Raw genomic sequence first — 24,703 nt, forward strand, 5'->3', positions numbered from 1 at the left:
TCCCCTGTTGCTGAGGGGGGCCTCGTTTGCCGACGGATGACGAACTCGCCGCCGCGCTGATCGCGGCGCGGGCGGGTGACGAGCTTGGATTCGCCGTACTGTGGCGTACGCTGCACCCCGCTGTGCTGCGCTATCTACGGGTGCTCGCCGGTGACGCCGCTGAGGACGCCGCGTCGGAGACCTGGCTCCAGGCCGCCCGTGACCTGGACCGGTTCACCGGCGACCCGGCCGCCTTCCGCGCCTGGCTGTTCCGCATCGCCCGGCACCGCGGCATCGACGAACTCCGGCGGGCCGGCCGGCGCCTCGAGGACCCGGCCGAGACGGTCGACGCGGGCCCGGCGGGCCGGGACGCCGCCACCGAGGTGATCGAGGGCTCGGAGACCGCCTGGGCGCTGAGCCGGGTCGCGGCCCTTCCCGCCGATCAGGCGGAAGCCGTGATGCTACGGGTGGTGGCCGGTCTCGACGTCGCCGCCACCGCCCGGGTGCTGGGCAAACGCCGCGGTGCGGTACGGATCGCGACGATGCGCGGCCTGCGCCGGCTGGCCGCCGATCCGCAGGTCCGCGGCCGGGCGGCGGAATTCCTGCGTCACGAAGCCACTGAGGGGGTGTAACCGGATGCGACGCCTGCTCCGTGCGATCCGTGCACGGCGTGCCGAACGGCTCGGCCGCGACGAGACCGAGCGCCTGGTCGCGGGTGATCGGGCCGGGCCGGGCAATCCCGGCCTGGATCACCTGCTCGAGGCCGTACGGGCCCCGGCCACCGCGGCCGAACTCAACGGCGAGCAGGCGATGGTCGCCGCGCTCGCCGCGGAACGCCGCCAGGCCGCGTCGGTGCCCCGTGTCCCGGCGGTCCCGGCGTCAGGGCCCACACGGAGGCTCGCTGTGACCGTCGGGACAGCGCTGGTTCTCCTGGGCGCCAGCGGCACCGCGGTGGCGGCACGCACCGGAGATCTGCCCGCCGGGTTTCAGCAGAGCGCGCACCGCCTGTTCTCCGGGCTCGGCGTTCCGGCGCCCGGCACCAGCCCGCCCGGCACCAGTCCCACGCGGCCCGGACCGGCGCCGGCCACAACCACACCCACCCCCACCCCCAGGCCATCGGCGCCGACGGCCACCCTGACGCCGTCGCGGGCCAGCTGGTGCACGGCGTGGAAAACGGCCGAGGCCGGCGGGCATCCGATGAACGGCCGGGACCGGCGTGACCTGTACGCCGCCGCCGGTGGCGAGCAGAACGTCGCCCGTTACTGCGCCTCGGTGACCGTGTCGCCGTCCTCTCCCACCGCGAAGAAGACGGCCAAGCCCACCAAGTCGCCGAAGCCGAAGAGATCGAAGAAGCCGAAGGAGTGAACCTCAGGCCAGCCGCTTGAGCAGCGCACGGCCGACGGCCGCCACCGTGGGCAGGTTGCCGCTCCGGACGAGCTCGCCCTGATCCGTTCCGGGCGCCGGGGTACGCAGGCACACCGCTTCCGCGCCGTCGGTGCCGATGACGGCCACGGCGATCTCGGCCGGGGCCGGTTGCGCCGGCGCCGGATCGGTCACGGCGACGTACGCGCCCGGGGAGGTCACGGTGTCCAGGACCCGCCGGATCCGGGCCACGACCTCCGGGTCGTCGCACGACGCGACCACCACCGCGGCGTCGTCCGGGCCGACGGCGGCACACATGCGGGTCACCGCCTCCACCACCGCGTCGACCGTGCCGGCACGAGGCGCCCCGCGAGCGGCCGCGATCTCGAACGGGGTCCCGGCGGGCTGGTGGAAACCGGGGCGCGACGGCCGTAGCGCCTCGAACCGCGCCGCCCCGCTGAGGTCCAGTGCCTCGATCGGCACCGGGCGCCCGAACAGCCAGCCCTGTCCCCAGGTGGCCCCCAGGGCCAGCGCCGTCCGCAGGTCGGCCTCCGTCTCGACGCCCTCGGCGATCACCACGGCTCCGGTACGCCGGGCGGCCGCCCGGACGATCCGGCAGGTCTCCAGCGTCGCGGGTGCGTGCGGGTTCCGCAGCAGGTGCATGTCGAGCTTGATCACCTCCGGCTCGATGATCGGCAGGAAGGCCAGCGACATGGGATCGGCGCCCACGTCGTCCAGGGCGATCCCGTTTCCGCACGCCTCGACCGTGCCGGCCACGCGCAGCAGCGCGCCGGGAACGGTGGGCAGACCACGCTCGGTGTACTCCAGAATCATCCGGAACGGCAGTTCGCCGAGCACCAGCTCCAGGAGCCGCGGTGAGAACGGCTGATCGAGGACGGCCGGTTCCGCGTTGCAGAACAACAGCGGCGGCGGGGTCGCCGAGGACAGGGCGCACTCGACGGCACGTTCGGTGCAGAGCAGGTCCATCGCACCCAGCCGTCCCGCCCGGCGTGCGGCGTCGAACAGCTGATCCGGCCTCTCCAGCGCCGAGCCCACCGGCCCGCGCGCCAGCGACTCGACGGCGACGACCGAGCGGCTCGCCAGATCGACGATCGGCTGGTAGTGCGGCGTGACCAGCCGATCGCGCAGCACCAGGTCGATCGCGTCGTCGGCATCCAGCGACGCCGCGATCGACGCTTCAGCGGTCCTCATGACGGATTCCTCTCGGCGGACTGACACGTTCGCTATCGGCAGCCCGTCGGCGAGGTCAAGACAAAGCGGCTAGCCCGTGGGCGGCGGGCTCGTGTAGACCACCGGATCACCCTGCTTGATCCACACCTCGGGATGGTCGATCGGCAGGAAGGACCGGTCGCCGCCCGGCTCGCGGGTGGTCGGCACGGTGTCGCCGCTGGGCAGATGCATGATGAAGTTGACCGGCTTGGTGTCGTCGGCCAGCGCGATGTCGTACTCGGCCCAGCCGTCCTTGATCCGGGTCGGCGGCATCGGCCGGTCCCAGGCGATCGTGGCCAGCAGGGCGGGGTCGACCGCGTCACCCCACAGGTGCAGGCCCCATCCGTCGTAGTCGCCGGCCGGCCGCAGGTAGCGCAGGGTGGCGACCTCAAGGGGTGGCCCGGCATACCGGACGGTCCGTACCGCGCTGGTCACCGTGGTGCCGTCCGGTTCCCGCAGCACCGCCCGGTAGCGGACCTGGGTGCCGGTGGCGAGGTTCAGCGCGGCCAGGTCGTCGAAGGCGGTGTACGCCGGCGACGAACTGTCGGTGCCGAGAGGCGTCCACGCCCCACCGTCCACGCTGCGCTCGAAGCGGACGACGTGGGTGGCGCGTTCCGGATCGGCCACGGCCCGCACCTCGACGCGGCCGCGGACGTTGCTGCCCTCGACCGGTGCCTCGATGGTCAGGTTCGGCGCCGGCACGCGGGCACTGCGCGACTGGCTGGTGGCGGTGTGCCGGCCGTTGTCCAGGACCACGGCGCGGTACTGCACCGGGGTGCCGGCCCGTAGTGAGCTGACGTCGTGGAACACCCGGTAGGGGGCGCTGTCGTCGGTGCCGATCGGCGTCCAGGAACCGCTGCCGGTCCGGGCGTAGAAGGTCACCTCGTAGAAGGAGGAGCCGGCGACGCTCGCCTCGACCCGCATGCGGCCGCGCGACTCGGCGGCGGGAGCGGGTGTGGCCAGTGTGACGGCCGGGGCGGCCTTCGACTTCGGGATCCGGCCGCCGGAGGCGTACACGATCGCCGACAGCGGCGGAACGGTCAGGCTGAGCGTACGGTCGGCTCCCGATCTCACGGTTGACGGCCCGCTGCCGTACACCCGCTCGAATGTGCCTCTCCCGACGTAGGTCGGGATGGCGGCGGTAGCCGCCTGCTCGCTGTTGTTCAGCGCGACCACGTATTCGCGCTGCTGGCCGCGGTCGATGCGGGAGAAGGCGTAGACGCCGGCGGCGTCACTCGCGTACCGGTGCTGGTGTGCCCCGTCGCGCAGCGCGGGGTGTCTCTTGGTGAGCGCCGCGAGATCGCTGATGGTCCGGTAGAGCGGATGCGTGGGTACGAAGTTGGCCTGCGCGTGGGTGGCGCCGGTGCCGAGCAGGTCGTCGTCGAGATACTCCGGTACCCGGCTCGCGAACATCGTCTGCCGGGCGTCCTGGTCGCCGCCCGGCCCGGTGAAGCCCTGCTCGTCGCCGTAGTAGACGACCGGGTTGCCTCGGGAGAAGTACATCAGCTCGTGGGCGAGCCGGTCCCGGGCGACCCACTCGGTGTCGCCGGCGCCGGGGTTGTCGGTCACCACGAAGTTGCCGATCCGGCCCATGTCGTGGTTACCGAGGAAGGTGGGCAGCTGGTACACGTTCGAGTCGGCGTCGGTGTACCAGTCGTCGGCGGCGAAGAACTGCCCGAGTTCGCTGGTGGGACGGCTGCGGGAGGCGAAGTTACGGGCCGCGTCCTGGAACGGGAAGTCGATGACCGCCTGCATCCGGTTCCGGGTGGTGTACTGCGAGGTGAAGCTGCGGCTGGTGTCGAAGACCTCGCCGAACATGAAGAACTCGCGCTTGCCCTGCTGCCGCGCGAAATCCAGCACCTCGGGGCCGAACCGCTGCCAGAACGCGTCGTCGACGTGCTTCATCGTGTCGATCCGGAATCCGTCGACGCCGAAGTCGGCGATCCACGTCTTGTAGATGTCGATCATGCCGCGGACCACCCGAGGATGCTCGGTGAACAGGTCGTCGAGGCCGAAGAAGTCGCCGTAGTACGAGTTCTCGCCGACGAACGTGGTGTCACCGCGGTTGTGGTAGAGCGTCACGTCGTTGAGCCAGGCCGGCACCTTGAGGTCACGCTCGGCGGCGTCCAGCACTGGCGTGTACGGGAAGGAGATTTCCGCACTTAAGTCAGGAAATGTCGGTTTCCCGGCGAAGTCCCGATCGTCGAACGGCGCGCCGGCCGCAGTTCGGTAGGGCGAGACGTCTTTGCTCACATAGGGCATGCGAGCGCCTTGGCCGTACCCGATCACGTCGGCGGTGTGGTTCGTGATGATGTCGAAGTAGACCTTCATGCCGCGCGCATGGGCCGCGTCGACAAGCGCACGCAGCTCCTCGTTGCTGCCCAGGTGCGGGTCGATCCGGGTGAAGTCGGTGATCCAGTAGCCGTGGTAGCCGGCCGACGGGCCGTCCTCGGGCTGCACCGGCTTGTTCTTGAAGCTGGGTGTCAGCCAGATCGAGGTGGTGCCGAGTCCCTGGATGTAGTCGATGCGCTGCAGCAGACCTTTCAGGTCGCCGCCGTTGTAGAAGCCCTTGCGGGTGGGATCGAACCCGGAGACGAGCGGGTCGTCCGGCAGCCCGCCGGTGTCGTTCGCGGTGTCGCCGTTCTCGAACCGGTCGGCCATGACGAAATAGAAGTTCTCGTCGGTGACCGGCGCCCGCAACGAGTGGCGGCCCGGCAGCCCGCCGGTGGCCGCCTCGGCGGGTGTGACGGTGAGCGTCCCGGCGAGGAGCGTGGACAGGACGACGGCGATTGAGCGACGTATCGACATGCGTTCCCCCTAAGCCCGACCGCTGTGATGGTAGGCACGCATCGATCGCGATCGGTAGGGCCGCCGCTCACCCCCAGCCGGAAAGCCTGGGGAAACGCCGAACGGCGGCCCGCTGAACCAGTCGGGCCGCCGTTCGCAAAGTGTGGATCAGAGCGGGCGGATGTTCTCCGCCTGCGGGCCCTTCTGGCCCTGGGTGATGTCGAACTCCACCCGCTGGTTCTCGTCGAGGCTGCGGAAGCCGCTCGACGCGATCGCTGAGAAGTGGGCGAAGACGTCAGCGCCGCCGTCGTCCTGGCTGATGAAGCCGAAACCCTTGTCAGCGTTGAACCACTTCACGGTACCTGTAGCCATGTCTGCTCCTTAGCAGGCTGTGCAAGTCCGCACTGTGCGGACCTTACGCCGCCGCGTTGATCGCCCGCGCCGAACCGACACGACAAACGAAAAAGCGCCTGGAAAGGTTGAGATAACCCCTCAGGCGCTGGAAACGTCTACGGAAATCAAAACTGCAACGGAGCAAACCTATCACAGATTTCGCCGCTCAACGCCCAAACCCAGATACGCGATCCACGTCACACCTCGACGAGCGCTTGGCCACCGTCCCGAGTCTGCGGCCGCACCACTGGGTGAAGTGCGGGTAGAGTACGAGTGGATCAGTTCGTCGACGCCCACCGGGCGTGCTGCAGGACAACCTCCACCGTTGAGCGCCGGGCGATCTGATTTTCCGCCGCGTTCGTGTACGGCTGGCATCACCGAGCAACACCGACATCCGAGGAGAACGACCTCTGTGTTAGCCCCGCCCACGGTCACCGCATCAACGTCGCGCGAGCCCGCCAAGACCCTTCGTGAGAGAGGGGCGGACAGTTTCCAGGCCGCGCTCGCGGCGGTCCTGACCGCCGGGCTCGAGAACGCTCTCGAAGCAGGCGATCACCCGAAGGCGGTCAACTTCATCAACCGCGGCTTCGCGGAAGGAACGCCGCAGCTGGGCTGCGAACTCCTCTGCCGGGCCATCGCGGTCGTCGGAACCGCCCGGACCTGGACGGTGCAGCTCGCGCCGCCGACCCAGGTGCGGCAACGACCCGCTCCGTAAGCGGCGCCGGGGTCATGCCGGAGCGGGCCGCTGGGCGGCCGACGCGTGCAGGTTGCCCAGGCTGATCGTGGTGTCCAGGAACCTCCACAACGTGTCGTCGACGGCGCCACCCGCTTCGACATCGCGGCGGAGGTCGGCGTAAAGCTCCTCGGCTTCGGCAGCGAGTTCCTCAGCGCGCACGGCGTGCTCGTCAGGCGTCATATCACCATGGTTCCATCACGGCCGGATCGGCGCTGCCCGACCGCGTCCCACCATCGCTGCGTCCAGCAATCTTCCGGGAACTACCCAACCATCTGTCAGAGCATTTCCAGAGTGGATTCAGCGCGCGTCCATAATCTCGTCCACATCACCCATGGAATCCTCTTCCTCGGCGAGGTGGAAATGTCCTCCACGACTGCGCGGGCCAGCAGAGGCCGAGGCGACTCCCGTGCCGACTTGATGGTTCGCGTACAGACCTGGACGTCGATCACGGCCGTGTTGATAAGCGTTCCGGGGCTCTGGCTCGCGCTTCTCGCGCTCCGGGATCAACGTGACGCCACCCGTCGCGCCGCGATCTCCACGCATCAGGAGACCCAGCGCTTCGAGCAACGTTTCGCCTCACGGCTGGCGTGGCGGGACGCACCATGGTCACCCGATGCCGGGCTGCTGACCATTCAGAACCGGTCCATGTCGACCCTGACCTCGCTGATCGTCATCAACCACGGCCGGGCCATCGCCCTGTTGCCCGGTGACATGCCGCCATGTTCGTCCCTGGACATCGACGTGGTCGGCGCATTCGGCCTGAATCCCTTCGGCGAGCCGGCCTGGACCACGGAGGCGATCATCTTTCACGACCCGGTAGGGGCGTGGATCATGGACCGGTCCGGGCTTCGGAAGCTTTCCGAGGACGCACTCATATCGTTGGTCACCGTCGCCGACTCGATGCGGACCACCGAGATCAGTGTGGTCGTTCTGAGTAGTGCCGGTCAGGTGCTCCGCGTCGGCATGCTGCAAAGCAGGTTCCTGCACAGGAATACGGTCGGGGATTGCAGCGAGGGCTGATCAACCCCCGGGTCACCAGGTGGCCAGAACGCGTGCCTGGCCGCCGGAGCCGCCCTCGTACGGGATGAGGCCCACGAAGATGGTGGCGCCCTGCCTCGGGATGCGATCGAGGTTGGCGAGGTTCTCCAGGCCGTAGCGGTCGGCGCCGGTGAGGATCAGGTGGGTCTCGAATGTGGCCGAGTTGCCCGGGTCGATGCTGAGCGTGTCGACGCCCAGGCTGCCGATCTCACGATGGCGCAGCAGCCACTCGCAGGCGTCCGGGCTGAAGCCGGGGAAGTGCAGCGTGCCGGCGGCGTCGGTGCCCCGGTACGCGTCCGGGTCGCCGACCTTGGCGCCCCAGCCGGAGTACATCAGCACGGCCGCGCCCTTCGGGATGCGGCCGTACCGGCGCTCGAACCCGCGGAGATCGTTCACGGTGACGACCGTGTCGGCGTCCCGGCGTGCCCGGTCGGCGATGTCGATGACCACGGCCGGGACGATCAGCTCGCTGGGGCGCAGCTCGGTCGACACCCGGCCGCCCCGGGTGAAGTGGGCGGGCGCGTCGACATGGGTGCCGATGTGCTCGATGACCCGCCACTCCTGCATGTAGTACCCGTCGTCCTCGATCGTGGTGACGGTGCGGCGGCTCGCTTCCTCACCGGGCGCGAACGCCGGGAACGCCGGCCCCAGCGGATAGGTGAGGTCGCGCAGGCCATGCCGCTGCCCGGCCTGGGCCGGTGCGGGCAGGGCGGCGGAGGCGGCGAGGGCGGCACCTCCGACGAGTGCCGCTCGGCGGGTCAGGCTGGCATTGCTCGGGGTGGCATGGGCGCCCGGCTCGATGCACATGGGTCTGCTCCCTCAGCTCGGCTTGGGGTACGCCACCATGGTGCACTTCGGACAGTCTCCAGCACAGCCTTATCAGCTGATCGCGCCGGACCGTTCGACCGCCTTGCCGAGCAGGTCTCGCACCAGCTTCTCGGAACCACCCGTGTTCTCCCAGCCCAGGTCGGTCACCGTGACGATCACGTCGGCCGAGCGGGCCAGCGCCGCATAGTGCCCGACCACACTCGGCTCCTCATCGGCGTAACTGACCTTCTGATCGATGCGGACCAGGACCGACTCGTCGCCGGCGAGTCCCGTGTCGAGGACCGTCCACCGCCGCTCGCCCTTGCCCAGCCCGCCCGGGCACCGCTTCAGCGCCGTGCTCACCTCGTCGAACTGCTCGGCCGCACCGCCGGGCGCGTGCCGCCCGATGAACTCGGTGACCACGGCCGGGGCGGCGCCGGTGCCGGCGGTGGGATAGATGACGAACCGGAAGGCGATCGCGTCGGTGCGGGTGTCGTCGCTCGGATACGGGTCGTCGCCGCACGGGCGCAGCGGTCGTACGTAGGCCAGCTCGCCCTGTTCCAGCGGCTCCCCCTCCGCACCCTGCAGGTCCTGCGGCTGGAGCAGCGCGGCGGACGGGATTCCCCGGCCGGCGGCCGGATCGGAGGTGGCGGTGACGGCCGGCGCTGGTGACGATCCGGCGGGTGAGGCCTGGGTGACGTCGGCGGCGCTGCACGCCGCGAGCGAGACGCACAGCAGCCAGGCACCCGCGGCGCGACTCAGCAGGACGGAAGACATGCTGGGGAATGCCCCATCGGGCGGTCGGCCATGCATCCATCTAACTGGGTCACGATCGCCCGCGCCAGGCCTAGCGCGCCGCGCGGCGGTCGCGGTCGCTGGTGTACGCCTCGACGTGCGCGACGATGCGTTCCAGCGCCGCCGCTCCCGCCTCGGTGCCGACGTCGATCTGGTACTCGTGGTCGAGCAGCGGCTGGTGATCGTCGGCGTAGAACAGCGCGTCCACCGGCACGCCCTGAGCGCGCAACGCCTCGGCCAGCGCCACCGAGTGCCGGCGCAACGGATCACCGTTGCCCACGGTCAGGAAGGCCGGCGGGAACTGACCGGTGACCTGCTGCGGCAGGGACGCGTAGGCGAAGCGCGGGTCGTCCTGGAAGTTCTTCTTCCCGGTGTACGCCCACATGATCGCCTTCAGGAACCGGCCGTACTCGCCCTGGTAGTCGGGCAGACGAAGGTCGTACGGACCGCACGCCAGCACGGTGGCGCGGATACCGACCGGCGGCGCGATGATGGGCAGCTGAGCCTTCGCGGCGAAGGACGGGTCACACAGCGCGAGTGCGGTCTGTGCGGCGATCTGGGCTCCGGCCGAGTCCCCGGCCAGCACGATCCGGTCCGGGTCCACGCCCAACCGGGAAGCGTTGCGCTGAAGATGCGCCAGGGCCGCGGTCACCTGGAGAACCGGTGTCGGATACCGCCGTTCCGGGGCGTGCGAGTACTCGATCCCGACCGTCGTGAACCCACGGCCGGCGAGGATCCGCAGATAGTTGCGCAGGTCGACGCGCGTACCGGCGATGAAGGCGCCGCCGTGCACCCAGACGATCGTCGGCAGCGCGCCGGCCGGTCCGGCCGGCCGGAACACGTCGAGGAAGCCGTCCCGGTCGGCCGGGTCGTAGCGTTCGTCGAGGACGCTGACGACCCCGTCGGGCACGTACGGCTCCAGCCGCTCGTTGATGCCTTCCCCGGACAGAGCGGGCATGTGCCGGATGATCAGGACCAGCGGCCAGGGGCTGAGCCGGAACGCCAGCCAGACGCCGAGCACCAGAAGAACCACGACGGCCGCGAAGATCAGGAGGATGGTCATGCCGACCGGTCCTCGGGCACCGCGATGTCCGCCCACCCCTCCGCGTCGATGCCGAGGATGCCCAGGTAGTCGAGCAGCGACGCGACCATGTCGGTGGACTCGGGGTCCAGCAGCCACTGCACCTGCAACCCGTCGGCGAGGGCGATGAACTGCTGCGCGCACAGCCCCGGATCGCGACCTTCCACCGGCGGTTCGGCGGCGGCGAACTCGTACGCGAATCCGCGCGCAAGCGTCTCACGCAGCCGGATGTAGCGGCCGCGGAAGTAGTCGTACGCCGGGTGGCCGCTCTCGGTCGCCTCGGTGGAGAGTTTGACGAACAGCGGTGCGATGTCCGGGCGGCTCTGGTTGCGGGCGATGTCCCGGATCATCCACCGGACGATGATCTGCTCGACCGACGACGGTCCGGTGCCGGCCGCGACATAGCTCCGGATCGCCTCTATCTCGGCCCGGTCCCGTTCGATCATCATGGTCAGCAGCAGGTCGTCCTTGCCGGTGAAGTAGTGCAGCAGCCCGGCGTGGGTGATGCCGGCGCGGGAGGCGACCTCGCGCAGCGACACCCCGGCGTACCCGCGCTCGGCGAAGATCTCCAGAGCGGTGTGCAGGATCCGCCGGCGGGTCCGTTCGCCCTTGGTGAGGCGTTCCGGTGTCTGGGTCACAGCGTCTCCTCGGGAAAAACGTCAACCGAACGGTAGTAGCCGCTCAATCCGAGCCGGTTCCAGACCCGCGCGTGCGCGGCGATCCGGGCCGCGACCCGCGGCCACGGCTGCCGCTGCCGGTTCCACATCAGCTCCGCCAGCACCGGCAGGCGCGGCAGCAGCAACGCGGCCAGATCGGCGAAGTCATCGATCGTCTCGGCCCAGAGGGCCGCCTGGGCGCCGGCGATGCCGGGCACGTCATCCCAGACCCAGTCATAAAGCACGGAGGTACGCTCCGCGGGATAGCCGGCGTGCCCGAGACGCGACATCAGCGCTTCCTGGGACGCGTCGGCGGACGGTTCGGCGTACCGGCGGTCGAGGTAGAACGGGTAACTCGGCGACAGCAGCACCGAGGCGCCGTCGGCGATCGTGCGGGGCAGGTCCTGCGGCGCCTCGTCGAACGTCGCCGCCAGCACGTCGCGGAACCCGGCGTACTCAGGCGGCAGCCGATCGAGCACTTCCGGCCCGGGCGCGTCGCCCGGGGAGATCCACTGTTGCAGCACGTCACCGGCGGTGAAGGAGCGGGCCCGGGAGGCCTCCTGCCAGGCCACCGGCCGCTTGCCGTTGGCGTGCACCCGCCGGTGCAGCAGCCGGACGAACGCGGCGTACTCCCGCGGGTCCATGCTGAACGCCTCGTCCCCGCCGACGTGCACATACGGCGTCGGCACCAGTGAGCAGAGCAGATCCACGGCCTCCTCGGCGAACTCCACCGCGGCGGGAACGCCGGGCCGCAGGTGGCCGAGCCCGGGCAGCGCGGCCGCCTGTTCGCCGGCCAATCCGGGGTACGCCGTGAGCACGGCCCGCACGTGTCCCGGCATGTCGATTTCCGGGAGCAGCGTGATGTGCCGCCGGCGCGCGTACTCGGCCAGTCCGGCGATGTCGGCGGCGGTGTAGCTGCCGGAGCCGGCCGGGGTGAGTGCGGGCCGGCCCGGCATCTCCAGCCGCCAGGCCTGGTTGTCGGTCAGGTGCAGGTGCAGCACGTTCAGCCGGTACCAGGCCAGTAGATCGACGATGGACTCGAGCTCGGCGACGGTCAGGAAGTGCCGCGCCACGTCCAGTGTGAGGCCGCGCCAGCGCAGCGCCGGTGCATCGGCCGCGGTGCAGAGCAAAAGTCCGTCCGGCGTGACGGCCTGCAGGAGCACGGTGAGCGCCCGGTAGGCGCCGGCCTCGGTGGCGGCCCGGACCGTGCGCCGGTCGATCTCGAAGCATTCGTCGTCGCCGAGGCCCGGATCCAGCCCGGCCGGTACGCCGCATGCCGGATCGGGTCGCCAGGAAGGGTCGACGTCGACGAGTACGTCGGCGTCATCCGGTCCGGCGAGCAGCACCTTCACCCCGGCGCACCGGGCAGCGAGGTCCGCGACGCGGTCGACGAGCGGCGAGGGGCCACAGACGCGCAGGACACCGCCTTCCAGGTGCCGCGCGGTGGCGGTCCAGGTGATCCGCTGCGGCACGGGCACGACGGGCGGGTTCATCCGCGCTCCCCCGCGAACTCGCGCTCGTAGGCTTCCCGCCGCAGTCGCTGCCGTTCCGGGTCGGCGACCGGCGCCGACAGCAGCAGACGCCGGGTGTACGGGTGCCGCGGTTCCGCGGTCACCCGCTCAGCCGGCCCGGTCTCCACGATCTCGCCGTGCCGGATGACCGAGACGACGTGGCTGACGTGCCGCACCACGGCCAGGTCGTGGGAGATGAACAGGTACGCGACACCGGTGTCCCGCTGGATCTCCTGGAGCAGGTCCAGCACGGTGCGCTGAGTCGTGAGGTCCAGGGCGGACACCGGCTCGTCACAGACGATCAGCCGGGGCGCGATGGCGAGAGCCCGGGCGATGGCGATCCGCTGGCGTTGCCCGCCGGAGAACTCGCGGGGCAGCCGGTGCATGGCGTCGGCCGGCAGTCCGACGCGTTCCAGCAGACCGGCCACCCGCCCGCGGGCCTCGCGGGGACGCTGTCCCTGGCCGTAGAGCGGTTCGGCGAGGGTGTCACCGACCGGCCGTGCCGGGTTCAGCGACGTGTACGGATCCTGGAAGATCACCTGGATGTCGCGGCTCAGGGCGCGGCGCCGGCGCGGGGTCAGGCCGTGGATCGGCGCGCCGTCGAGGTGGATGGCGCCGGCGGCGACCGGGACGAGCCCGAGGACGGCCCGGCCGATGGTGGTCTTGCCGGAGCCGGACTCGCCGACCAGGCCGTGGGTCTGTCCGGCATCGACGGCCAGATCGATGCCGCGCAGCACCTCGGTGGGACGGGCCCGCCAGCCCTTGCCGGGAAAGCTCACCCGGACCTGGTCGAGCCGTAGCAGCGCAGATGTGGTCATCGGGACTCCCTGAGGGGCAGTTCGTCGAGGACCGCCTCGACCAGCGAGCGCGTGTAGTCGTGCCGCGGCGCGCCGAGCACCTCGGCGACCGGGCCGGCCTCGACGACGCGGCCCTGGCGCATGACGGCGACGCTGTCGCACAGGTCAGCCACCACGCCCAGGTTGTGCGTGACCAGCAGGACACCGAGGCCACGTTCACGTTGCAGCCGGCGCAGCAGGGCGAGGATCTCGGCCTGCACGGTGACGTCCAGGGCGGTGGTCGGCTCATCGGCGATCAGCAGTCGCGGGTCACCGGCCATGGCGGCGGCGATCAGGACGCGCTGGGCCATGCCGCCGGAGATCTGGTGCGGATAACTGCGCAGGACCCGCTCGGGGTCCCGGATCTCGACGGCCCGCAGCAGGTCGAGGGCGCGTTGCCGGGCGGCGGCGCGGGACACCCCGGTGGCGACCCGGATCGGCTCGATGAGCTGGGAACCGATGGTGAACGACGGGTCGAGGTTGCTCATCGGCTCCTGCGGGACGTAGGAGACGACGGTGGAGCGCAGCTTGCGCCAGTCACGGGTCGACAGACCGACGACCTCGGTGCTGCCCGAGGGGCCGTTGATCGTGATGCTGCCGCCGCTGACCCGTCCGCCCTCGGGGAGGATGCCGAGGATCGAGAAGGCGGTCTGGGTCTTTCCGGAGCCGGACTCGCCGACGAGTCCGACGATCCGGCCGGGTTCGACGTCGAGATCGACATCGTGGACGACCTCGCGTTCGGTGCCGTCGGGCAGCCGGTAGGACACGGCGAGCGAACGGACCGAGAGCAGGGCGGCCCGCTCCGGCTTCCCGTCGAGCCGCGCCGGGCGTACCCCGATGGTCTTGCGAACGGGCTTCGGGTCGGTGGCCCGGTCCTCCAGGGCGTCGCGCAGCGCGGCGGCGAGCAGGACCAGGGCCGCGCTGGTCAGGCCGAGCGCGAGGCCGGGCCAGAGCATCAGCCGCGGGGCGCGCTGGACGTACTGGAAGCCCTCGTTGAGCATCGCGCCCCAGGTGGGCAGGCTGCCGCTGGAGCCGACGCCGATGAACTCCAGGCCGGCCTGCAGGCCGAGGGCGACGCCCGCGACCAGGGCGAGCTGGATGATGATCGGGGCGCGGACCACGGTCAGTACGTGCCGGGTGATGATCCGCCAGGCCGGCAGCCCGGCGACCCGGGCGGCGTCCAGGTAGAGCTCGCCGCGCACGTTGACGACGATGCCGCGGACCAGCCGGAAGAAGCTCGGCGCGGCAAGTACCCCGAGGATGATCATGAGGGCCCAGACGGTGGGACCGAGCACGGCGCGGGAGGCGAGCAGCACGATCATGGCGGGCAGGGCCATGACCAGGTTCACCAGCCAGCCGGCGACAGCGTCGAACCAGCGTCCGGCGTACCCCGCGATCAGCCCGGCGGGAATGCCCAGCGCGACCGCCACGGCCAGCGCGAGCACCGCACCGCCCAGGGTGTTTCTAGCGCCGTGGACCAGCCGGGCGAAGATGTCGCGGCCGGCCGAGTCGAAGCCGAGCGGATGGCCGTCGGTGGGCGCGCCGAAGGCGTCGCGCAGCGCGGCCGCGTCCGGACGCACGTCGGTGAGCAGCGGCGCGGCCAGCGCGGCGCCGATGACCAGGAGGAGTACGAGGGCCGACAGGACGCCGAGCGGATTGCGCAGGAACCGCCTCACGCCCGCCTCGCTTTCGGGTTGAGCACGCCGATGGCCACGTCGACGGCGAGGTTGATGAGAACGACACCGGCGACGGTGACCATCAGCAGACCCATGATCACGGGGATGTCGCCGCGGGTCGTGTAGGCCACCGCCATGCTGCCCAGGCCGGGCAGGCCGAAGATCTGCTCGACCAGGACGGCGCCGCCGAGCAGGCCGACGAACTGCATGCCGAGGACGGTGAGCGCGGGCGCCGAGGCGTTGCGCAGCACGTGCTTGAACAGGATGCTGCGGGTGGGCAGGCCGCGGGAGCGCAGCGTACGCACGTAGTCCTGGCGCAGCACCTCGATCACCGCGGAACGGACCTGCTGGCTGGTGCCGGCGACGGCGCCGATGGACAGCGACACGATCGGCAGGGTGACCGTGGACAGCCAGCCGCCGACCGAGTCGGTGATCGGGATGTAGCCGATGGCCGGGAACCAGCCGAGCCGGACGGCGAAGACCAGCACGATCACCAGGGTCACGAGAAACCCCGGCAGGGCGTAGCCGAGGACACCGAGGACCTGGACCAGCCGATCGGCGGCGCCGCGGCGTACCCCGGCCCAGACGCCCAGCGCGAAGGCGACCAGCGCGGTCAGCAGGGTGACGCCGAGCATCAGGCTGAGCGTGACCGGGAGCCGGGCGGCAATGGCGGTGCCGACGCTCTCGCTGGTGAACCAGGAGGTGCCGAGGTCGCCGCGGACGGCGTGGGAGAGCCAGTCGGCGTACTGGGCCAGCACCGGCCGGTCCACGCCGAGCTCCGCGTTCGTGGCCTCGACCAGTTCGGCCGGCGCGTCCGGCCCGAGCAGGGTCCGGGCCACGTCGTTGTCCGGCAGCGACAGCAGCAGATAGGTGACGAAGGAGATGACGAGCACGAGCAGCAGGCCCGCGCCCGTCCTCCGCAGAACGAATCCGAACATCAGGCAGCTGGCTGGTAGTTGTACAGAGCGGGTACGGCGAGCCCGGCCTGCGGGACGACGGTGATCGTCGGCACGGTGACGTGCAGGTACTGCATCCGGTAGAGCGGCACGTACCAGGCCTGCTCGACGATGTGCCGGTTGAGCTGCTGGGTGTACTGCGCGGCCTGGGCCGGCTCGGCGGACCGGATCTTCGCGGTGAGGTCCTGGATCGTCGCGTCGGTGTCACCGAACGGGTTGGCGATGGTCTTCGGCAGGATCGAGCCGCTGACCGTGGCCCAGTCCTTGGCCGGCTGGCCGCCGTTCATCACCACGCCGGGGTACTTGAACTCGCGGAACGTCTTGGTCAGGAACGAGACCCGGTCCAGGTCGTCCCAGGTGAGGGTGATGCCGACGGCGGCAAGGTCGGACTTCATCGCCTCGGCGAGGGAGTCCGGGACCAGGGCGGTGAGCCGGGGCAGGGTGAGCTTGAAGCCGCCGGGGTAGCCGGCCTCGGCGAGCAGGGCCTTGGCCTTGGCCGGGTCGTGCCGGTAGAAGCCGTCCAGCTCCTTGACGTATCCGGGTGCCTGGGTGCCCCACATCTGGCTGGTCGCCGTGCCGCGGCCCTGCTGGATCTGCTCGACCAGTACGTCCCGGTCGATGGCGTAGTTGATCGCCTGCCGGACCCGCGGATCACCGAGCGCGGGAACCTTGGCGCCCTTGCGATCGAAGATGTTGAGCAGCTTGAGGTCGATCTCCTGCATCGCGGTCTTGAACCGCGTCCCGGAGGTGGCGGCCACCTGCTGGTCGACGCTCTGCAGCACGGCGGCGCGGATCTGGTTGGTCTTGAGCCCGTTGACGATGGCGTTCTCGTTGTCGAAGACGTGGATGGTCACCGTGTCGAACGGCGGCGCCTGTCCCCAGTACTTGTCCTTGCGGGTGAACGTCCACTGCGTGCCGGCCATGGTGGCCTCGGCGTTCAACCGGTACGGCCCGGTGCCGTCCGGTGTGGTGGCGAACGGCTTGTCCTGCCCGAACTTCGCCGGGTTGGCGATGAACCCGTACGCGTCGGAGAGACTGTCGAGCAGCGCCGGGTCCGGCCCGTTCAGCGTGATGACCACGGTCTTCGGGTCGACGACCTCGACCGACTTCGTGCTCAGCGCCTGCGCGTTCTCGGCGGCACCGGCGGCCCGGAACCGGTCCAGGTTGGCCTTGACCGCCTGCGCGTCCACCGGCTTGCCGTCGTCGAAGGTGACGCCGTCGCGGACCGTGAGCGTCAGTCGCGTACCGGCCGGGTCGTACTTCCAGGCGCTCGCCAGCATCGGGCTGAGCTTGCCGTCCGGTTCGCGCTTGATCAGCGTGTCGTAGACGGCCTGGTAGAAGGGGATGCTTCCGCCGCCCGAATCGACCGGGTCCATGCTGCGGGCCGGCGTCATGGTGCCGATCGTCAAAGTCTTCGACTTCTCGCCGGACTCGCCGGCGCTGTCGGAACACGCGTTCAGGGCGAGGAGCGCGCCGAGCGCGAGCACACCGGTGGCGATGCGCAGGGTCCGTCTCATGGACAACACCTCGTTGTGAAGGGGAAACACGGCGGTGTACCGCGGTGCGGCACCGAGCATAGCGAAAAATCTACCAAGTGGTAGATTCTTCTTCACGCTCGTTGTTCTCCCTGTTCAGAAGGGGTCCGCATGGATCTGGACCGCCGCGCCGCGCTCACCTCCGGCAGCGACACCTGGCACACCACCGGCGACGACGGGCTGCCCGCGCTGACCCTCGCGGACGGTCCGCACGGGGTCCGGCGGGCACGCGAAGGCGGCGACGCACTCGGCATCGGCGACAGCATCCCGGCGACCTGCTACCCGCCCGCGGTGGCGCTCGGCTCGACCTGGAACCCGGACCTGGTGCGGCGGGTCGGGCGGGCCCTCGGCAGCGAGGCCCGCGCGCTCGGGGTCGATGTGCTGCTCGGTCCGGGCATGAACATCAAGCGGTCGCCGCTGGGCGGGCGCAACTTCGAATACTTCGCCGAGGATCCGCACCTGACCGGGGTGCTCGCGGCCGCCATGGTCGAGGGCATCCAGTCGGCCGGAGTCGGGGCCTGCGTGAAGCACTTCGCGGTGAACAACCAGGAGAGCGACCGGATGCGGATCAGCGCCGAGGTCGACGAGCGGGCCCTGCGCGAGGTCTACCTCGCCGGGTTCGAGCATGTGGTGCGTACCGCCCGGCCGTGGGCGCTGATGAGCGCGTACAACCGGGTCAACGGGGTGCCGGCCAGCGAGAACTCCTGGCTGCTGACCGACGTGCTGCGCGGCGAGTGGGGTTTCGACGGCGTGGTCGTCTCGGACTGGGGTGCGGTCAGCGATCGGGTCGCCGCGGTCCGGGCCGGCTGTGACGTGGAGATGCCGCCGACCGGCACCGATCACCTGATCGCTTCGGCGGTCCGCGGCGGCACCCTCGACGCGGCCGTACTGAACCGGGTCCGCTCCCGGCTCGCGCTGCTGCACCAGCGAGTCAGCTCGTCCACCGGTGTGCGAGCCGGCGATTCGCCGGCCCGGCAGGCCGCCACCGAAGCGGCCGTGCTGCTCAAGAACGACGGCGCCATCCTGCCGCTCGTCGATCCGGGACGGCTCGCGGTGGTCGGCGAGCTGGCCCGCACTCCTCGCTACCAGGGGGGCGGCTCCTCGCGGGTGGTGCCCACCGCTCTGTCGTCCGTCCTGGAGGCGCTGGTCGACAGGCTCGGCGACGCCATCACCTTCGCCCCCGGCTACGGCGGCCCCTCCCCCGAGGAGCTGATCACCGAGGCGCTCAACGCGGCCCAGGGCGCGGACGCCGTGGTGCTGGTGCTCGGCCTCGCCGAGAACGCCGAGTCGGAGGGCTTCGACCGTGCCACGATCGCGCTGCCCGGCGACCAGTTGCGCCTGCTCGCGCGGCTCGCCGAGGTCAATTCGAACATCGTGGTGGTGCTGGCCAACGGCGGCGTGGTGTCGGTGGCGGAATGGCGCGACCAGGCCCGCGCGATCCTCGAGGGCTGGCTGCCGGGCCAGGCCGGCGGGGAGGCCCTCGCGGATCTGCTGCTCGGCGTACATTCCCCGTCCGGGCGCCTGGCCGAGACCATCCCGCTGCGTCTGGCCGACCACCCCAGCCACCTGCACTTCCCCGGTCGTGACGGGCAGGTCGTCTACGGCGAGAGCGTCTACGTCGGCTACCGGCACTTCGACACCCTCGGCGTGCCGGTCGCCTACCCGTTCGGGCACGGCCTGACCTACACCACCTTCGAATACTCCGACCTGAGCATCACCGAGATCGGCGACCTGCGCTGGGAGATCGGCTGCACGATCACCAACACCGGGGAACGCGCCGGGCAGGAGGTGGTTCAGCTCTACACCGGCCTCTCCGAGGCCGCGCCCAGCCGGCCGCGCAGCGTCCTGCGCGGCTTCGCCAAGGTCAACATCGAGCCCGGGCAGGCGCGGCACGTGACACTCACGCTCACCGGGCGAGACCTGGCCGTCTGGGACGTACGCCACCAGCGCTGGACCGTCGACGCCGGCACCTACGAGATCCGGGTCGGCGCCTCCTCCCGGGACATCCGCCTCACCGGCGAACTGCACACCGGCGGCGACGGGTTCCGGCCCCCGTTGACCGCCACCTCCACCGTCGGCGAGTGGCGCGCCCACCCGGTCGGCGGACCGCTGCTCGGCCGGGTCCTCCAGCAGGCCCGGGCCGGGCGGACCACCGAGATCGCCCCCGAACTGCTGCGCATGGTCGACGGCATGCCGCTGATCACCCTGCGCACCTTCGGTCTCGGCCTCACCCCGGACGTCATCGCCGCCCTCGTTGACCAGACCCGTTAAGGATCATTCGTGCCCGTACCCGTTCCCCCCTCGTTCCTCTGGGGTGCCGCGACCTCGCCGCACCAGGTGGAAGGCAACAACACCGCCAGCGACCTGTGGGCCATCGAGAACCTGCCCGGCTCGCCGCTGCCGGAACGCAGCGGCGACGCCTGCGACCACTACCACCGCTGGCGCGAGGACCTCGACATCCTGCGCGACCTCGGCCTGAACGCCTACCGGTTCGGCATCGAGTGGGCCCGGGTCGAGCCGGCGGCCGGCCACATCTCCCGGGCGGCGCTCGACCACTACCGGCGGATGATCGACGGCTGTCTGGAGCGCGGTGTCACCCCGGTGGTCACCCTGCACCACTTCACCTCGCCCGCCTGGTTCCGCCACGGCGGCGGGTGGACCGGTGCGGACGGCATCCAGCGGTTCGCCGGCTATGTGCGCGCGGTCCGGCCGATCCTCGACGGTGTGCCGTGGGTGGTGACGATCAACGAGCCGAACATGCTGGCCATGGTGGCGGCCCGGCTGCACCACGACGCCCCGGACCTGGTCGCCGGGGCGCTGCCGCCGCCGGACCAGCGGATCGCCGAGGCGCTGATCGCCGCCCACCACGCGGCCCGTGCGGAGTTGGGTTCGCTGGCCAGTGGCTGGACCGTCGCCAACCAGACCTTCCACGCCGCGCCCGGCGCCGAGTCCCACGCCGAGGAGTGGGCGTGGTCGCGTGAGGACCAGTTCCTAGACGCCGCCCGCGAGGACGATTTCATCGGCGTGCAGGCGTACACCCGGGTGGTGATCGGCCCGGACGGGCCGCTGCCGGCCGACCCGGCGGCGCGCCGCACCCAGAACGGCTGGGAGTTCTATCCCGGCGCGCTGGAAGCCGCGGTCCGGCACACCGCGAAGCGGGTGCCGGTGCCGATCCTGGTCACCGAGAACGGCATCGCCACCGCCGACGACCGGGAACGCCGCGAATACACCGAACAGGCCCTCGCCGGCCTCGGCCGGGCCGTCTCCGACGGCGTCGACGTACGCGGCTACCTGCACTGGTCCCTGCTGGACAACTATGAGTGGGGCTCCTGGGCGCACACTTTCGGCCTGGTCGCCGTCGACCGGCAGACGTTCCACCGCACGGTGAAGCCCAGCGCCCGCTGGTACGGCGAGCTGGCCCGCGCGGGCTTCCTGCCCGGAGCGCCCTGAGCCGGGACGGCTAGTCCCCGGAACGGTCCCGCAGCCGCGTGCGCAACTCCGCCCGGATGTCCTCGGTCTGCCCGGGGTAGATGTGTGCCAGTACGCCGCAGCATCGAACGGCCGCGGCCGGGTTCTGGGCGAGTTCGAGCACCAGCCGGATGACGAGACCCTGCCGGGCCGCGTGGTCGGTGACATCGCGAAGTTCGGCGAGCACCTCGAGCAGCCCGCTCTCGCGGCCCTGGGTGATGAGATCGAGCGCGTCGGCCGCGACGATCCCGCCAGACCGTAGGCCGGCAATGACGATGTGCAGTGCCGCAAGGGATTGCCGGTCGGCGGACTGGATCCGCTGGGCCAGTGACGTCGCCTCGTCGAGGATGGTGCGACTGGTGTCCGCGTGGTCGTGGACCGCGGCCTCGACGCTGAGCTCGCACAACCGGGTGATCACATCGGCGTTGTTCTCGTCGGCCAGGATGTCCCAGCCGTAGAGGCCGTACTGGTGTCCTTGTCGCTGGTAGCTGTCCATCCTCCCGAGGAGGGAGAAACTGTCGGTATCCGAATCCCGGGCCGCCTGCCACGCCTCGCCCGCACGCCGTTCACCGTCGATCACCAGGTCGGCCGCTCCGAGACGTGCCGCGTCCATCGCGATCTGGAAATAGTGCTGGCTCAGGTCCACCCAGCTCGTGATCTCAGGGTCGTCCGCCAGCGAACCAAGCCTGGTACGAAGCGCGTCGACGTCGTGCGCGGGAGTCGGTACCGCGGCATCCCGCCCCGTCCAGGGCAGTTCGTAGATGATCGTCCAGTCCGATTCGATGGTGCGCCGCTCCGGCGCGGCACCGGTCGCGTCGTCGAGCGCTTCCCGGATGGACTTCGTGTTCGCCGAGGCATCGTGCAGGAGAACGCGCACCGCCGCGCCGACGTCGTCCTCGGGGAGGCCGGGACCACCGACCGGCTCCAGAGCCCACCGAAGCCGCGCGTGCACCACCTCCCGGAAGGCGGGCCGCAGCTGATGCGAGTATTCCTGGATCGTGCCCAGGCAGATCTCGTAGACCTCCGGCCGCCGGGCGAGCCATGCCGCCCGGGCCACCACGGTGAGCGCCTCGAAGCCGTCCACGTTGTCGATCCGGGCCGGCACGCTCCCGGACAGTCGCATGACGCGGTCCGCATAGCCAAACGCCCGATCGATGTCGTTCTGCAGCGCCAGCTCCCGCACCGAGGCGAGATGGAGGCCGCGCGCGCATACTCCATGGAAGTAGCTGTCATGAAGACGATCCCCGCCCTCGTGCTGGAGCAGCCCGCGTGATCGCTGGTCGATGCCGGCACGCGCCACCGCATCGCCCATCGGGGTGAGGTATCCGAGCCGGCGGGCGGTGGCCGCCACGGCGAGCCAGCACCAGGGCTGAGTGATCACATCCGCCCGGCTGGACTCGCTCTCGGCGAGCGCGCGGTCGAACAGACGGGATGCCTCCTGAGCATCCTCGAGCTGGCCGCGGTACTCGGCATGAGCCAGGAGGACCGACGCACGGGCGTACGGGCCGGTGGCGGAACCGTCCTCGCCGACGAGCGCCATCGCCTGGCCCATTTCGCCGATCAGGGCCAACGCCTTGGCCCGGTAGATCATCGACTCGGAGCCGGCCGACCAGGGCGCCAGCCGCTTTCCCTGCAACTCGGCGGCGGAATCCCGGCACAGCTCGACCGCCTTCAGGTATGCACGGCTGTCCAGCGCGGCGTCGATGACGCCCTGCCGGACCCGACCACGCATGAGCAGGCCCTTGATCGCCGCGCAGGTGACGCGGGCCGCCGCGAACAGCCGCCGCGAGACCAGATGCGCGGCCAACGCCGGCTGCCCCCACTCGGCGAGCACCCGCGCGGCGACGCTCAAGCTGCGCTGCGGATCGCTGGCCGCCGTCGTGCTGAGCAGTACCGCACCGAGGTCCTCGAAGTCGCCGGTCAGCGGGCCTGGGCCGCGCTCGAGCACGTCGTCCAGGATCCGGGAGCGGTCCGGGCCGGTTCCCGCGTGTGCGGCGATGTGCAGCTCCGACAGCGTCCGTGACTCCCCCGTCCGCTGCGCCGCCAAGCGCACGGCGGTCGCGACGTCATGGCGACTCAGGTACTCCGCCGGGGTCGTGCTGTGCTCGCCCAAGGAAAGCAGCAGCGCCACTGCGGTTCTCGCGTCGCCGGCCCCGAGGGCTCCCTGGACGGCCAGGAGAATCGTTGCCGACGCGGAAGCGCCGATGCTCTCCTGGGCCGCCAGGAACTCCGTGCAGCGAGCTGTCTCCACCAGCTGCGCGAGCAGGCCGCCGTGCATCAGATGGAACGGCAGGTGAGCCAGCGCGTACGGATCTCGCACCGGGTCCTCGCCGAGGAGATACCGGGCGAGCCGCGCATGGGCTTCGGTCGGATAGACCTGGTACACCTCATCGTTCAGCAGGAACTCGGCGAACGAGCGGTGATAGACGCGGACGGTCCCCGTCGCGGTGGCCGGCGCGAACGGCCGCAGCATATGCAGCACGTCGTCGACCTCGGACTCGCTCTGCCCGGTCGCGCCGCAGATCTGGCCCGGGCTCAGACCGTCGCCCCGGCTGACCGCGAGCAGTCCCAGAACGGGCCGATACCGCAACCGCCAGTCCGAGCTGCTCACCTCCGGCGCCAGCTCGCGGGACAGGTACGTGCGGTACACGCCGGGGAGACCCGCCGGCAGGGTTCCGGCGGCGGCATCCGTCGAGACGGTGACGTGACGGGCGTACAGGAAGAGCCCCTCGGCCGCCCGCACAGCCTTCCTGACCAGTCTGGATCGGTCCTGCTCCGGCACGTGCCGCAACCGCGCCTCGGTGTAGGAGACGAGATCGGGATCCACCTCGTAGGGGCAGTCCTCGACCAGATCCAGGCGATCCGCGATGATCCGCTGCCGTACCCGCTCCTCGCCGGACTTGGCGGTGACGATGAACCGCAGTCCGGGTGCCGGTTCCCTCGCCACGTGCGCCAGGAGGCTCACCAGATTGTGGTGCTCGTCAAAGGCGAGCGACTCGTCGACGGCGTCGACGAGAACGATCCCGGTCACCTCACACCGTCGCAGCGGGACCCGGATGATCTGCTCGAACGCGGAGTGTGCGGAGAGCCCGGACAGTTCGACTCTCTCGATGACCAGGCCCTGCTGCACGGAGCCGGAACCGGCGTACCCGGTATAGACCCGGCCCTCGAACCGATGTCCCCACTGCGACGTGCTGTCCAGCAGCGCCCGGGCGTACGCCTCGCTACCCGCCGCCAGCGCCTCGGCGAGCGCGGCCACGAACTGGAGCGGATTCTGCGTGGAGTCGCGCCGCCAGTCACAGAAGTGCTGATAGCGGACGTCGGGGAGATCGGCGAGCTGACCGGCCACCGTGGTCTTCCCCGAGCCTGGAGCACCGGTTATGAGCAGGGTCGCGGTGCCACCCTCGGCGAGCCACCGCTGGACGCCCGCGACGACCCACCCACGGGGTACGAGTTCACTCTCCGGCTGATCGTCCATCGCCGATTCGCAACCCGACCACCCGGCCGTTCTCGGCGACGTGCTCGACGACGGCGACGCCGGAGACCCCGGCCGCCGGGACATCCGCGACCTGCGCGCCCGTCACCTCGCCATGAACGCGGCCGGCCCGCACGAATCCCGAAACGGCCGCCCGCTCCGGCGGCGACGACCGCATCCGGACGTAGTTCAGCAGCGCGAGGGTGAGCAGACCCGCGCCCGTGACGCACCAGAGGGCCACGGTGAGCACCGACGGATTGTCGGCGCCGGACAGCTCGGCCGCGGCAGTCACGGCACCCACCGTCCCGGTCGACAGGGCCAGCCAGAAGTTCGCACTCTTGATCACGGAGCACTCCCGGGATCTCTGACGTACACGGATCAA

Annotated in this window: 20 protein-coding genes; 6 read left to right on the forward strand and 14 right to left on the reverse strand. The window is 70.7% G+C overall.

Annotated features, from left to right (window positions below; genetic code table 11):
• Positions 1-26: 26 nt before the first annotated feature.
• Positions 27-611, forward strand: a complete 585-nt coding sequence (locus I4J89_RS21545; RefSeq protein WP_196415823.1) for an RNA polymerase sigma factor — start codon at positions 27-29, stop codon at positions 609-611.
• A gap of 4 nt (positions 612-615) precedes the next feature.
• Positions 616-1,344, forward strand: a complete 729-nt coding sequence (locus tag I4J89_RS21550; RefSeq protein WP_196415824.1) for a hypothetical protein — start codon at positions 616-618, stop codon at positions 1,342-1,344.
• Between the two features lie 3 nt (positions 1,345-1,347).
• Here I4J89_RS21550 and I4J89_RS21555 read toward each other — a convergent pair whose 3' ends face one another.
• The 3 genes from I4J89_RS21555 to cspE form a co-directional block, all read right to left on the reverse strand.
• Positions 1,348-2,553, reverse strand: a complete 1,206-nt coding sequence (locus tag I4J89_RS21555) for an EAL domain-containing protein (protein WP_196415825.1) — start codon at positions 2,551-2,553, stop codon at positions 1,348-1,350.
• Positions 2,554-2,622: 69 nt separating this feature from the next.
• The gene (locus I4J89_RS21560; RefSeq protein WP_196415826.1) at positions 2,623-5,379 is read right to left on the reverse strand and encodes an alpha-amylase family glycosyl hydrolase; all 2,757 of its coding nucleotides are present in this window, start codon (positions 5,377-5,379) and stop codon (positions 2,623-2,625) included.
• Positions 5,380-5,526: 147 nt separating this feature from the next.
• The gene (cspE, locus tag I4J89_RS21565) at positions 5,527-5,730 is read right to left on the reverse strand and encodes a transcription antiterminator/RNA stability regulator CspE (RefSeq protein ID WP_196415827.1); all 204 of its coding nucleotides are present in this window, start codon (positions 5,728-5,730) and stop codon (positions 5,527-5,529) included.
• Between the two features lie 433 nt (positions 5,731-6,163).
• On the opposite strand from cspE, the gene I4J89_RS21570 reads away from it, so the two are divergent.
• Positions 6,164-6,466 (forward strand): hypothetical protein, encoded by a 303-nt coding sequence (locus tag I4J89_RS21570; RefSeq protein WP_196415828.1) that lies wholly within the window; start codon positions 6,164-6,166, stop codon positions 6,464-6,466.
• Positions 6,467-6,511: 45 nt separating this feature from the next.
• Positions 6,512-7,507: a hypothetical protein gene (locus tag I4J89_RS21575; RefSeq protein ID WP_196415829.1), complete on the forward strand. Its 996-nt coding sequence runs from the start codon at positions 6,512-6,514 to the stop codon at positions 7,505-7,507.
• Positions 7,508-7,519: 12 nt separating this feature from the next.
• Here I4J89_RS21575 and I4J89_RS21580 read toward each other — a convergent pair whose 3' ends face one another.
• From I4J89_RS21580 to I4J89_RS21620, 9 genes are all read right to left on the reverse strand, one after another.
• Entirely contained in the window at positions 7,520-8,332 is an 813-nt protein-coding gene (locus I4J89_RS21580) for a cyclase family protein (protein ID WP_196415830.1), read from the reverse strand.
• Between the two features lie 72 nt (positions 8,333-8,404).
• Positions 8,405-9,109 carry a hypothetical protein gene (locus tag I4J89_RS21585; protein WP_196415831.1) on the reverse strand — a complete coding sequence of 235 codons (705 nt, stop codon included), beginning with the start codon at positions 9,107-9,109 and terminating at the stop codon, positions 8,405-8,407.
• 70 nt (positions 9,110-9,179) lie between these two features.
• Positions 9,180-10,190, reverse strand: a complete 1,011-nt coding sequence (locus I4J89_RS21590) for an alpha/beta hydrolase (RefSeq protein ID WP_196415832.1) — start codon at positions 10,188-10,190, stop codon at positions 9,180-9,182.
• Positions 10,187-10,846 carry a TetR/AcrR family transcriptional regulator gene (locus tag I4J89_RS21595; RefSeq protein ID WP_196415833.1) on the reverse strand — a complete coding sequence of 220 codons (660 nt, stop codon included), beginning with the start codon at positions 10,844-10,846 and terminating at the stop codon, positions 10,187-10,189. Before I4J89_RS21595 ends, I4J89_RS21590 begins: the two co-directional genes overlap by 4 nt.
• Positions 10,843-12,357: a family 20 glycosylhydrolase gene (locus I4J89_RS21600; protein ID WP_196415834.1), complete on the reverse strand. Its 1,515-nt coding sequence runs from the start codon at positions 12,355-12,357 to the stop codon at positions 10,843-10,845. The genes I4J89_RS21595 and I4J89_RS21600 overlap by 4 nt, the downstream gene beginning before the upstream one ends.
• On the reverse strand, positions 12,354-13,193 hold the full coding sequence (locus I4J89_RS21605; RefSeq protein ID WP_196415835.1) for an ATP-binding cassette domain-containing protein: 840 nt from the start codon (positions 13,191-13,193) through the stop codon (positions 12,354-12,356). Before I4J89_RS21605 ends, I4J89_RS21600 begins: the two co-directional genes overlap by 4 nt.
• Entirely contained in the window at positions 13,190-14,887 is a 1,698-nt protein-coding gene (locus tag I4J89_RS21610; RefSeq protein ID WP_196415836.1) for a dipeptide/oligopeptide/nickel ABC transporter permease/ATP-binding protein, read from the reverse strand. The genes I4J89_RS21605 and I4J89_RS21610 overlap by 4 nt, the downstream gene beginning before the upstream one ends.
• Positions 14,884-15,825: an ABC transporter permease gene (locus tag I4J89_RS21615; protein ID WP_196415837.1), complete on the reverse strand. Its 942-nt coding sequence runs from the start codon at positions 15,823-15,825 to the stop codon at positions 14,884-14,886. Before I4J89_RS21615 ends, I4J89_RS21610 begins: the two co-directional genes overlap by 4 nt.
• Entirely contained in the window at positions 15,825-17,360 is a 1,536-nt protein-coding gene (locus I4J89_RS21620) for an ABC transporter substrate-binding protein (RefSeq protein ID WP_196415838.1), read from the reverse strand. The genes I4J89_RS21615 and I4J89_RS21620 overlap by 1 nt, the downstream gene beginning before the upstream one ends.
• Positions 17,361-17,489: 129 nt before the next feature.
• On the opposite strand from I4J89_RS21620, the gene I4J89_RS21625 reads away from it, so the two are divergent.
• Positions 17,490-19,649, forward strand: coding sequence for a glycoside hydrolase family 3 C-terminal domain-containing protein (locus tag I4J89_RS21625; protein ID WP_196415839.1), 2,160 nt, complete (start codon positions 17,490-17,492; stop codon positions 19,647-19,649).
• A gap of 9 nt (positions 19,650-19,658) precedes the next feature.
• Positions 19,659-20,828 (forward strand): glycoside hydrolase family 1 protein, encoded by a 1,170-nt coding sequence (locus tag I4J89_RS51545; protein WP_196415840.1) that lies wholly within the window; start codon positions 19,659-19,661, stop codon positions 20,826-20,828.
• Between the two features lie 10 nt (positions 20,829-20,838).
• On the opposite strand, the gene I4J89_RS21635 is transcribed toward I4J89_RS51545, so the two are convergent.
• On the reverse strand, positions 20,839-24,324 hold the full coding sequence (locus tag I4J89_RS21635; RefSeq protein ID WP_196415841.1) for a P-loop domain-containing protein: 3,486 nt from the start codon (positions 24,322-24,324) through the stop codon (positions 20,839-20,841).
• The gene (locus I4J89_RS21640) at positions 24,302-24,667 is read right to left on the reverse strand and encodes a hypothetical protein (RefSeq protein WP_196415842.1); all 366 of its coding nucleotides are present in this window, start codon (positions 24,665-24,667) and stop codon (positions 24,302-24,304) included. Before I4J89_RS21640 ends, I4J89_RS21635 begins: the two co-directional genes overlap by 23 nt.
• Positions 24,668-24,703: the final 36 nt, after the last annotated feature.

This window comes from Actinoplanes aureus (assembly GCF_015704865.1).
GTDB classification, from domain to species: Bacteria; Actinomycetota; Actinomycetes; order Mycobacteriales; family Micromonosporaceae; genus Actinoplanes; species Actinoplanes aureus.